General features: G+C 75.2%; 10 protein-coding genes. 7 read left to right on the top strand and 3 right to left on the bottom strand.

Annotation, left to right across the window (positions count from 1 at the left end):
• The first annotated feature begins 73 nt into the window (after positions 1–73).
• Both PKA89_RS16525 and PKA89_RS16520 read left to right on the top strand, forming a co-directional pair.
• The gene (locus tag PKA89_RS16525; protein WP_324421284.1) at positions 74–661 is read left to right on the top strand and encodes a cold shock and DUF1294 domain-containing protein; all 588 of its coding nucleotides are present in this window, start codon (positions 74–76) and stop codon (positions 659–661) included.
• A gap of 83 nt (positions 662–744) precedes the next feature.
• Positions 745–957, top strand: coding sequence for a hypothetical protein (locus PKA89_RS16520; RefSeq protein ID WP_324421282.1), 213 nt, complete (start codon positions 745–747; stop codon positions 955–957).
• A 15-nt stretch (positions 958–972) separates the two neighbouring features.
• On the opposite strand, the gene PKA89_RS16515 is transcribed toward PKA89_RS16520, so the two are convergent.
• Entirely contained in the window at positions 973–2,187 is a 1,215-nt protein-coding gene (locus PKA89_RS16515; RefSeq protein WP_324421280.1) for a cation:proton antiporter, read from the bottom strand.
• 289 nt (positions 2,188–2,476) lie between these two features.
• On the opposite strand from PKA89_RS16515, the gene PKA89_RS16510 reads away from it, so the two are divergent.
• Complete coding sequence (locus tag PKA89_RS16510; RefSeq protein ID WP_324421278.1) at positions 2,477–3,610, top strand: glycerate kinase; 1,134 nt, start codon at positions 2,477–2,479, stop codon at positions 3,608–3,610.
• 67 nt (positions 3,611–3,677) lie between these two features.
• On the opposite strand, the gene PKA89_RS16505 is transcribed toward PKA89_RS16510, so the two are convergent.
• Both PKA89_RS16505 and PKA89_RS16500 read right to left on the bottom strand, forming a co-directional pair.
• Positions 3,678–4,559 (bottom strand): NAD(P)H-hydrate dehydratase, encoded by an 882-nt coding sequence (locus PKA89_RS16505; protein WP_324421276.1) that lies wholly within the window; start codon positions 4,557–4,559, stop codon positions 3,678–3,680.
• On the bottom strand, positions 4,552–5,361 hold the full coding sequence (locus PKA89_RS16500) for a histidine phosphatase family protein (protein ID WP_324421274.1): 810 nt from the start codon (positions 5,359–5,361) through the stop codon (positions 4,552–4,554). Before PKA89_RS16500 ends, PKA89_RS16505 begins: the two co-directional genes overlap by 8 nt.
• A 270-nt stretch (positions 5,362–5,631) precedes the next feature.
• On the opposite strand from PKA89_RS16500, the gene PKA89_RS16495 reads away from it, so the two are divergent.
• The 4 genes from PKA89_RS16495 (at position 5,632) to PKA89_RS16480 (ending at position 10,906) form a co-directional block, all read left to right on the top strand.
• Positions 5,632–8,667 (top strand): EAL domain-containing protein, encoded by a 3,036-nt coding sequence (locus tag PKA89_RS16495; protein WP_324421273.1) that lies wholly within the window; start codon positions 5,632–5,634, stop codon positions 8,665–8,667.
• Between the two features lie 110 nt (positions 8,668–8,777).
• Positions 8,778–9,071, top strand: a complete 294-nt coding sequence (locus PKA89_RS16490; RefSeq protein ID WP_324421272.1) for a hypothetical protein — start codon at positions 8,778–8,780, stop codon at positions 9,069–9,071.
• A 181-nt stretch (positions 9,072–9,252) separates the two neighbouring features.
• Positions 9,253–10,689 (top strand): DUF4389 domain-containing protein, encoded by a 1,437-nt coding sequence (locus PKA89_RS16485; RefSeq protein WP_324421271.1) that lies wholly within the window; start codon positions 9,253–9,255, stop codon positions 10,687–10,689.
• 37 nt (positions 10,690–10,726) lie between these two features.
• Positions 10,727–10,906, top strand: coding sequence for a hypothetical protein (locus tag PKA89_RS16480; protein ID WP_324421270.1), 180 nt, complete (start codon positions 10,727–10,729; stop codon positions 10,904–10,906).
• Positions 10,907–10,923: the final 17 nt, after the last annotated feature.

The following is a 10,923-nucleotide window of genomic DNA, read 5'->3' as shown; positions in this document are numbered from 1 at the left end:
GCCGCCCGGCATATCGTGGCGTCGGACCGGTCCGACCGGTCGAACGGGTCGGGCGACGAGGGCAGGAGGTGCGATGCGCCAGCGGGGCACGGTGGACGAGTGGAACGACGACCGCGGCTTCGGGTTCATCGCGCCCGAGGTGCCCGGTGCACGGATCTTCGTCCACATCACGGCCTTTCCGGCCGAGAGACGCCCTGCCGTCGGCGACGCCGTCAGCTACGTCGAGCACCCCGACGCCCAGAACCGCCCGCGTGCCTCCCACGTCCGTTACGTCGAGCCGGCCCGTCCGGCGCGCGCGCCCCGCGGCCTGCGCGCGGCCCTCGTCGTCGTGGGCGTCTTCCTCGGATGGCTCGTCAGCCTCGTGGTCCTCGGCCACGCGAACCCGCTGCTGCCGGTCCCGACGGTCGTGCTCAGCGCGGTGTCGTTCGAGCTGTACCGCGCGGACAAGTCCGCCGCCCAGCGGAACGCGTGGCGGGTGTCGGAGTCGATGCTCCACGCCGTCGCCGTGCTCGGCGGATGGCCCGGCGCGCTCGTCGCCAGCCGCTGGTTCCGGCACAAGACGACGAAGCAGCCCTTCGTGAGCATCTTCTGGGCCACCGTGCTGGCCAACGTCGCCATCCTCACCTGGCTGGCCGTCGGCCCCTCCTCGCCGCTCGGCTGAGCCGGGACGCCGGACGCGTGCCTCGGCGGGACCCGTCCGTGCCTCCCGGCCCCCGAGTCGCCCCGGGGTGCGACGATCGAGCGATGGACGCGTGGATGACGACCTGCCCCGCGTGCGGCGCGACCAAGCTCACGACGGTCCATCTGCCCCGCCCACAGGACGACCCGGCGCCCGGCACCCGCCGGGCGCTGCGGTGCCTCGTGTGCGACGCGCAGTGGGCCGACGCCGAGGACTGGCAGGCCGTGCACCAGAACGCCGAACCGGACGGGGACGGCAGCCCGGACGAGACGCCCTGACCGGGTGCGTGCGGGTCAGTCCCCGGGCTCCCCGGCGACGCGCCGGTAGAGCAGGCGGCCCGGCGCAGAGGTCACGCCGTGCACCACGGTGCTGGCCGCGACGACGAGGCTGCCGGCCGCCCAGAGCCGCGGGTCGAGGACGCCTTCGTCCTCGCTGAAGGTCAGGTAGAACAGGGCACTGACACCGATCGGGCCGAACCACCCGAGGAAGACCGCGTCACGCCACCTCAGCCCGAGCGGACGGGCGAGCGCGAGGACGACGGGGAGCCGCCGCAGCACCAGCACACCAAGTGGCAGCAGGACCGCCCCCCACCCGAACTCGCCCCACTCCGACCACGGCAGCTCCACGCCGAGAACGAGGAACAGCGGCAGGACGAGGTAGCGGTTGATGCCCTCGTCGATGGTGTTCTGCGGTCCCACCTCGTCCTCGGCGACGACGTAGTTGTAGGCGAGACCGGCGACGAAGACCGAGAGCACGCCGTCCGCCTGGAGCACGCGGGTGATGCCGAGGACCGCGAACGCCAGCACGAGCGTGAAGACGAGCGAGGAGCCGGGGTCGACGTCGGAGCGGCTGAGGGCGTAGCTGACCGCGCGGCCGGCCAGCGCGCCGACGACGAGCCCGACGAGGACCCCGACCCCGATCTGGTAGGCGCCGTCCCGCAGGGAGGAGCCGACGGTGTCACCGACGACGACGGCGATGCCCACGAGGACGAGCGGCAGGGCGAGCCCGTCGTTGGTGCCCGACTCCATCGAGAGCAGCTGGCGCAGCCGGGTCGGCAGGTGCTTCTCGGCCGGCTTCCCGGTGACGACGCTCGAGGCGAGGACGGGGTCGGTGGGCGAGATGCACGCACCGACGAGCAGCGCGAGCGACAGCGGCACCCCGAGGGTCAACCACGCCAGCCCGGCGGAGAGCGCGGCCATCCCGAGCATCCCCACCGTGACGAGCGCGACGGTGGGCGAGAGCACGGCCCGCAGCCTGCGCACGGGGAAGCGCAGGGCGACCCCGATGAGCGAGACGGCCAGCAGCGCGCGACCGCCCTCCAGCACGAGCGACGAACGGTCTCCCTCCGGCACCCTGATCCAACCGAGCACCTCCGGCCCGACGACCACCCCCACGACGAGGGCGAGCAGCGGCTCGCTGAACGGCAGCTGCCGGATCTTGCTCGACAGGGCCGCCAGGACGACGGCGAGTGCACCGACCACGGCGTAGCCGACGTGCAGGTCCTTCACGAAGGTCTCCTCTCCTCGGGGTGTGGATGCCGTGTCCCCGAGGTGCTACCCAGCGCCGGCGGGCCTGTCACGCCCGGACCGCGACGAGCTCCGGGGGTGGAACGCGCGCTCGGAGGAGGTCGAGTGGCACCGGGCGGTGGCGCAGTGCGCGATGGCACCCTCAGACTGTCACCACCGGCCGACGACTCCGGTCGTCCGACGAGGAGAGGGCCGTGATGGTGACGACACCCCAGGAGGCGGCCCGGAGCGCCGGGGCGGCCCCGGCCGCCGCGTCCCGGGTGCTCGGCCGATGAGCCCGGACGCCGCCCTGCCCGCGGTCGTCGTCGCCGCCGACAAGTTCAAGGGCTCGCTGACCTCCGCCGAGGTCGGGGAGGCGGTCCGTCGGGGCCTCCGGGCGGTCCGTCCCGGCCTGGAGGTGCGGGTCGTCCCCGTGGCCGACGGCGGCGACGGGACGCTGGCGGCCGCTGCGGCCGGAGGGTACGAGCTGGTGCCGGTCGTCGCCACCGGCCCGACCGGCGCCCCCGTCGAGACCGCCTTCGCGCGGCGCGGGGACCGGGCCGTGGTCGAGCTGGCCGACGCGTGCGGTCTCGCGCGGCTGCCCGGCGGGCGGCTCGCGCCCTGGGCGTCGAGCAGCCGCGGGGCGGGAGAGGTTCTCTCCGCCGCACTGGACGCCGGGTGCCGCCACGTCGTCCTCGGCATCGGTGGCAGTGCCAGCAGTGACGGTGGGGCGGGCCTGCTCGCGGGCCTGGGCGCCCGGTTGCTCGACCGCGACGGCCGGGTCGTCGAGCCCGGCGCCCGGCTCGGGCAGGTCGCCGGCCTCGACCTCTCGACGCTGCACCCGGCGCTCCCCGACGCGGAGGTCGTCGTGGCGTGCGACGTCGACAACCCGCTCCTCGGGCCGCGCGGCGCCGCCGCCGTCTACGGCCCCCAGAAGGGCCTCTCGCCGGCCGACGTGAGCCGCGCCGACGACGCCCTGACCCACTGGGCCGACCTCCTTGACCGGTCGACGGGGACCGACCACCGCGCGACCCCCGGGGCCGGTGCCGCCGGCGGGGTCGGGTACGCCGCCCTCGCCGGCCTGGGCGCCCACCTGCGGCCCGGCATCGACCTCGTGCTCGAGCTGGTCGGACTCGCCGCCCGGCTGGACGGTGCCGGACTCGTCGTGACGGGCGAGGGGTCGCTCGACGCGCAGACGGCGGCGGGCAAGGCGCCCGCGGGCGTCGCGGCGATGGCCGCGGCGGCGGGCTGCGAGGTCGTCGCGGTGTGCGGGCGACGCTCGCTCGACGACGCCGCGCTGTCGGCCATGGGCATCTCGGCGGCCTACGCCCTGACCGACCTCGAGCCCGACGTCGGCCGGTGCATCGCGGACGCGGCCCACCTCCTCGAGGTGCTGGCCCGGCAGGTCGCGACCCGCCTGGCGTGACCCGCGGACGGCGCTTCCGTCCGGGCGTCTCGGGGACGGACGACGAGGTGGGTCGCCTCCGGGCGGCTCAGACTTCGAGCTCGTCGAGGATGCGGGGCAGCCGGCTCACGAGGTCGCGGGCGAGGATGCCGACCCGTCCGACCTCGGACGTGAGCCGCTCGCCGGCGCCGGCGTGGACGTAGGCGGCCCAGACCGCGGCCTGCGCCGGCTCGGCCCCGCGGGCGAGCAACCCGGCGACGGCGCCGGCCTTGACGTCGCCCGAGCCGGACGCGGCCGCTCCCGGCGCGCCCTGCTCGAGCCGCCAGCACTCCCCACCGGGCTCGACGGCGAAGGTGACCGCCGACCCGGCGAGCACCGTGGCACCCGTGGCCTCGACCATCCGCCGGCACGACCCGAGGACGTCGGCTCCGACCTCCTCGTCGTCCGCGCCGAGGACGAGCGCCAGCTCCTCCGTGTTCGGCGTGACGACGGACCCCGACGCGAGGGTGCCGAGGCCGTCGGCGTGCTCGGTGAGGAAGGCGGTGCCCACGGCATCGACGACGACCGGCACCTCCAGCTGCGGGACGAGCGCCTCGAGGAGCGCGAGGGCCGCCCCGGGGTCACCGATCCCCGGGCCGAGGAGGACGGCGTCGACGCCCGACGCCTGCTCGGCGATGCGCGCGGCGGCGGAGGCGGCGATCTCGTCACCGTCCTGCGCCAGCCCCAGGACGAAGGCCTCGGGCACGGCGACGGCGAGCCGGCCCGCGGTGGACTCGACCGTCGCGACCTGCACCTTGCCCGCGCCGACCCGCAACGCCGCCTCGGCGGCGAGGAGGACGGCTCCGGGGTTGCCGGCGCAGCCCCCCACGACCAGGAGACGACCTTTGCTGTCCTTGCTGCCCGAGGGGTCGGGCAGGCGCCAGTCCCGCAGCACGACCGGGGTGACGACGGTGGGCGTGTCCTCAGCCATCGACCTCACCGCCTCCCGGCCGGGCCGGCTCGCCCTCGGCGGGGGGTGCGTCCTCGTGCGTCGTCGGGGCGGAGCCGCCCTCCTCGAGGTGCTCGACCGACCCGTACGCCTCCAGCCGCGGTCCGTGCGGTCCGCCGCGGTAGGTGGTGAGCGAGCAGTTGGCGAGCGGGGTGCCGTGGTCCGCGGCGAGGAGCTCCTCCTCGGTCATCGACTCGAGGACGTAGCGGAAGGACATGATCACCGCCTGGTGGGTGAACACCCACACCCGGCGCCCGGGGTGCTCGGTGCGCAGGTCGCGCAGCAGGCTGCGCACGCGCAGGACGACGTCGACCCAGCTCTCGCCGCCCGGCGGCCGGTAGTAGAACTTGCCCATCGCGTCGCGGCGCTCCGCCTCCTCGGGGTGCAGCTCCCGGATCCCGCTGCCGGTGAGCCCGTCGAAGAGGCCGAGGTCGCGCTCGCGGGCCCGCTCGTCGGGCGTCACGGGTGGTGCGGAGGCGATTGGCTCGAGGCCGCAGCGGGCCGTGGTGAGCGCTCGCGCGTACGGGGAGGCGAGGACGACCTCGGGGCGCCGCTCGGGCGGGCGGCCGGCGAGGGCCCGACCGAGCGCTCGGGCCTGGTCGAGCCCGGTGTCCGACAGCGGGGTGTCGGGGTCGCGGTAGTCGAGGTCGAGCCGTCCGAGGCCCCGGGCGCCGGCCTCGGCGGCGGCGAGGTTGCCGACGCTCTCGCCGTGCCGGACGAGGACGAGCTCGCTCGGCCAGCCGGGCGCCGTGGTCGGCGGCGGAGGGGAGGACGGGTCGGGCACGGGGGCTCCTCGGCGGTGGGGGACCGGACGCCCGGGTCCTACCCGCCCGATGCGGCGGTCACGCGCGACGGGCGACGGTCCCCGCGCGCCGGGCGACGGCGCGACCTGGCGCCGTCGACCGGTGGCCCCGGCCGACCGGCGTACGGTGGGCCGTCCGGCCGACCCCGGGCGGCCTAACGGCCGGTTCCGCATCCCCCGCTCGCGCCGGGAGGATGGCTGTCGGATGATCCTCAGCGACCCCCCATCGTTCCGTCGACCCCAGGACCGCAGATGCTCGTGAGAACGGCGACGTTCCTCGTCGCCTTCGTCGTGTCCATCGCCGTCGGCCGTCACACCGTGCAGCCGGACACCGGCCTCGCGCTGTTCTGGCCCGCGGGCGGGGTCGCGGCGCTCTGGGGCGTCCTCGCCGAGCGCCGCCGCGAGGTCCTCGTCGCCGGCGGGGTCGTCGGTGTGGTCGCGGGGCTCGGCAACGCGCTGACCGGCGTCGCGCCGGCCGGCGCGGTCCTGCTCGGCCTGGCCAACGCGGCCCTCGTCATCGGCTGCCGTGGGCTCCTGTCGTGGCAGCGGCACCAGAGCGCGAGCCGGGCCACCACGAACGCGCTGACGCGGCTCGAGGACTTCTCCCGCTTCCTCGTGGCCGGCCTCGGCGCGACGCTCGTCAGCGCCGTCCTCGGCATGGCGGGCCTCGGCATCAACGGCACGCCGGTCACTCGAGAGGCCGTCCTCGCGTGGGTCGTGCGCAACTTCGCCGCCGTCGTCGTCGTCGCGGTGCCGGGCCTGGCCATCCGCGACACGGCGCACCTCGTGACCCGGCGCAAGCTGCTCGAGGCGCTGCCGGCCTTCCTCGTCGCCGCGGCGCTGCTCTGGGTGGTCTTCGGCCCGGACCGCCCGCTGCCGCTGGCCTTCGCACTCTTCGTCGTCATCGTCTGGGCCGGGCTCCGGCTGCCGCTGCCGCTGGCCGCCGCGCACGGGCTGCTCGTCGCGTTCGGCGCCCTCGTGCTCGTGACGCGCTACGGCGGCAACCCGTTCGGCGAGCTCGCCGATCCCCGGTCGCTCTCGCTCGTCGTCCAGTCCTTCATGGCGATGGCCGTGGCCCTGGCCGTCGTCGTCGCGACCGTCCAGTGGGAGCGCGGCCTGCTCGTCCACGAGATCGCCGCCGTCGCGCGCAGCGCCCGGGCCAAGGCGGCCGACCTCGAGGTCATCGCGGCGACCATCCCCGACGGTGTCCTCGTCGTCGACCGCGCGGGGGTCGTGCTGCTCCACAACGACGCCGCCCTGCAGTGGATGGCCCACGACGACGACCCCGACGCCGGGCCGCCGTCCCTCGAGGACGTCGCCCCGTTCCTCGTCGGTGACCGGCCACTGCCCGCCCACCAGCACCCCGTCGAGCGTGCCTTCGACGGTCAACGCGTGCGCGGCCTGGTCGCCCGGCTCCGGGACGTCCAGCTCGACGAGCTGCGCACGGTCTCCATCGACGCCGTCCCCCTCAACGAGGAGACGCCCGGGCCTCCGGAGCGGGTCGTCCTCGTCGTGCGCGATGTCACCGAGGAGCAGGACCGGCTCGACGCCCTCCGCGCCGAGCGCGAGCGCACCGAACGCCTCATCAGCGACGCTCCGCACGGTGTCGCCGTCCTCGCCCTCGACGGACGGGTGCTCCAGGTCAACGACGCGCTCGCCGGGCTCGCCGGTCGCTCCGCGCGCGGCGTCGTCGGCGGCCACTTCGCCGACCTCTCCCCGGAGTACCGCGAGAAGATGGTCCGCCACCTCGAGCGGACGATGGAGGCGCCGGGCAGCCTGCTCGTCGGCGACTGGACGATCGTCGGGCCGCGCGGGAAGGAGTCGCACGTCTCGCTGACCAGCCGGGTGCTCTGGGCTCCGGACGCCTCGCCGGACGTCATCCTCGTCAACGTCGTCGACTTCTCCGAGCAGCGGCGCTACGAGGAGCGGCTCACCTACCTCGCCGACCACGACCCGCTGACCGGCCTGCTCAACCGCCGGCGCTTCGACGAGGTGCTCGACGCACTGGTCCGGCGCTCCTCGCTCTTCGACCTCCCGGGCGCGGTCCTCCTCGTCGACCTCGACAATTTCAAGGAGGTCAACGACACGATGGGGCACGCCGTCGGCGACGAGCTGCTCGTCGGCATCGCACGCCTCCTCGAGCGGTCGCTGCGCTCGAGCGACCACGTCGCCCGGGTCGGCGGCGACGAGTTCGCCGTCGTGCTCACCGAGTCCGACCCCGCGGCCGCCCGGCGGGTCGCCGAGAACATCGTCGACGCCGTCCGCGACTACGCGGCGACCCTCGAGGGCGTGCGCCGCCGGGTGACCGCCAGCGTCGGCGTCGCGACCTTCGCGGACGCGGCCGAGCAGGGCATCGACCTCTTCGCGCTCGCCGACATGCTGCTCTACGACGCGAAGGAGGCCGGCCGCGACCAGTACGCGATCCTCGCCTCCACCTCGACGCAGTCGCGCACCGGCGCCCGTCTCGAGGTCAAGGGCCGGATCGAGTCGGCCCTCGAGAACGACCGCTTCGAGCTCTACCTCCAGCCGCTCCTGCACCTCGAGACCGACCGGATCACCGGCGCGGAGGCCCTGCTCCGCCTCGTCGACGACGGCCCGCCGCTCTCTCCCGGGCGGTTCGTCCGGGTCGCCGAGCGCACCGGCCTCGCCCCCGCGCTCGACCGATGGGTGGTCCGGCACGCCGTCGCGCTGCTCGCCCGCCTCCAGGAGCACGAGCCCGACTTCACCGTCGAGCTCAACCTCTCCGCGCACTCCATCGGCGACGCGCGGGTGGAGCAGGAGCTCGTCGAGGCCCTCGCGGCGCACGCGGTCCGTCCGCAGACCCTCGTCGTGGAGGCCACCGAGACGGCGGCCGTGGCCGACGTCCCCGCCGCCCGCGCCTTCGCGCTGCGGCTCGCCGAGCACGGCGTGCGCGTCGCCATCGACGACTTCGGTGCCGGCTTCGGGTCGTTCTACTACCTCAAGCACCTGCCGTTCGACATCGTCAAGGTCGACGGCGAGTTCGTCGCCGAGTGCGACCGGTCCTCGGTCGACCGCGCCATCCTCGCCTCGATCGTCGGCATCGCGCACGACCTCGGGAAGCAGACCGTCGCCGAGTTCGTCTCGGAGCTCGGGGTGCTCGAGGTGGTCCGCCAGCTCGGGGTCGACCACGCGCAGGGCTACCTCGTCGGCGAGCCCGTGCCGTACGACGAGTTCGTGCGCCGTCACCTGCCCGGCGGGACGGCCCGCTGGCGCACGGACTCCGGGCCACTCCCGAGCGCGGACGTGACGGGCGTCGTCGTCCGCTGACGCCCGGCCCACCCGTGACGCCCGGGCGACCGGGACGACGCCAGTACCCCGCGGAGGTCGGCCGCCGACGTACCGTCGGATGGTCAGCAACCCCGACCGAGAGGACCACCATGGACGCCACCGACGACGAGCGCCTCGTCGAGCGGCGCGACCGCGACCTCGCCGTCCAGCGGGTCGTCGACGCCCTGGCCGACGAGGGCCCGCACGCCGACGCGGCCCTGGTGACCGACACGCTGGTTCGGCGGCTCGCCGACGCCGGTGTCCCGCCGATGCCGGAGCCGTGGGTCGCCTCCGTCGTCGCCGACCTCATGGAGGGCAACCCCTACGTCGTCTCGGCCTTCACCGAGGCGCAGGCGGACGTGCCCGCGCCCGAGCACCCGGCGCGTTCCGAGATCATCGACTGAGACCGCGGCCCCGCCACCTCGGGTCAGGAGCGGGCCACGGTCGCACGGCGGGACACCTGTCACTGGCGTGGCCGGGGTGAACGGCGGTGGGATGAGACTGCGGAGCACTCGGCCGCAGGACGTCGCCGCTCCGTGAGCGCCGGCGCAGACCGCGCGGGCGGGTGACCCTCGGAGGTCCGTGATGACGACGTACCCGGTGCACGTCCGTGCCCACCTCGACACCCCCGTGAGCCGTTGGTTGTGGCTCGTCAAGTGGGTCCTCGCCATCCCGCACTACGTGGTCCTCGCGTTCCTCTGGGCGGCCTTCGTGGTCCTCAGCGTCGTCGCCTTCGTCGCGATCGCGGTGACCGGGCGCTACCCGCGGAGCATCTTCGACTTCAACGTCGGCGTCCTGCGCTGGCACTGGCGGGTGGCCTGCTACGGGTACTCGGCCCTCGGGACCGACCGCTACCCGCCCTTCACGCTGCACGACGTCGCGGACTACCCGGCGCACCTCGAGGTCGAGTACCCCGAGCACCTCTCGCGGGGTCTCGTCTGGGTCAAGTGGTGGCTGCTCGCCATCCCGCACTACCTCGTCGTCGGGGTGCTCGTCGGCGGCACCTACGCCCTCGCGGACGCCGGGAACCGCACCGGCTACGTCGGGCTCATCCCGCTGCTCGTGTGCGTGGCCGCGGTGCTGCTGCTCTTCACCGGTCGCTACCCCCAGGCGCTGTTCGACCTCGTCCTCGGCCTCAACCGGTGGGTGCTGCGGGTCGCGGCGTACGCCGGCCTGATGACCGACGCCTACCCCCCGTTCCGTCTCGACCAGGGGGAGGACGACGGCCTCGTCGCGACGTACGCCCCCGGCCGCTCCGCGCCTCCCGTCACGCACGCGACGGGGGCCGGCGCGCCGGCCCGTCCCGCGCCCCGCGGATGGTCCCCAGGGCGGGTCGTGTCCGTCGTCGCCGGCGCCGTCGTCGCGCTCACGACGCTCGGCACCGCGCTCGGCGGCGCCGCGCTGCTGGTGGTCGACCGCACCGGCCGCGACGGGTCCGGCTTCGTGTCCGCCCCGTCGGTGGTGCTCTCCTCGGGGGGCTACGCCGTCACCTCGGTCGACCTGACCCTGCGGACGGGGGGCTCGGCGAGGTTGGCCCCCGACCGGGTCACCGGTGACGTGCGGCTGACGGCGACGGCGGCCGGTGACACGCCGGTCTTCCTCGGCGTGGGCCGGGCCGACGAGGTGGCCGGCTACCTCGACGGCGTCGCGTCCGCGACCCTCACCGGCGCGCGCGACGGACAGGCGGTCCTCCGCAGCCACCCCGGTTCCGCACCGGGCGCCGCGCCCGCGGACGCCGGCGTCTGGACGGACTCGGTCTCCGGGAGCGGAACGCAGACCCTGACCGTGACGCCCCGCGCGGGGGACTGGACGGTCGTGCTCATGAACGCCGACGGCAGCCGGGGGATCGACGCCACCGTCACCGCCGGGGCCGAGCTGCCGACCCTCGGCGCGCTCGGGACGGGACTGCTCGTCCTGGCCGGCTCGCTCCTCGTGGCGGCCCTCCTGCTCGTCGTGCTGCCGCTGAGCGCCGTGGAACGGGACCACCGGGCGCTCCGCGAGCCCGCGGCGCCCGGTCACTGAGAGGAGACCGACGATGGCTCGAGGAGAGGAGCGGACGATGGCACGACGTGCGGATCCCGTGGCCGGGCAGGCGATCTACGGGCTCGGGATGTTCGGGGCGTGGGTCTGGTTCTGGCAGGAGGCGTCGGCCGGCTTCTGGCCGCACGTCTGGGCGCTGGTCGAGGGCGTCTTCTGGCCCGCCTTCATGGTGTACGACGCCTTCACCGCCCTGGGCTGACGACGGCGTCCGCCCCG

The organism is Phycicoccus sp. (assembly GCF_035325325.1).
Taxonomy (GTDB): domain Bacteria; phylum Actinomycetota; class Actinomycetes; order Actinomycetales; family Dermatophilaceae; genus Phycicoccus.
The sequence above is the reverse complement of the archived record's forward strand: the minus strand, read 5'-3'. Positions and strand labels throughout refer to the sequence as shown.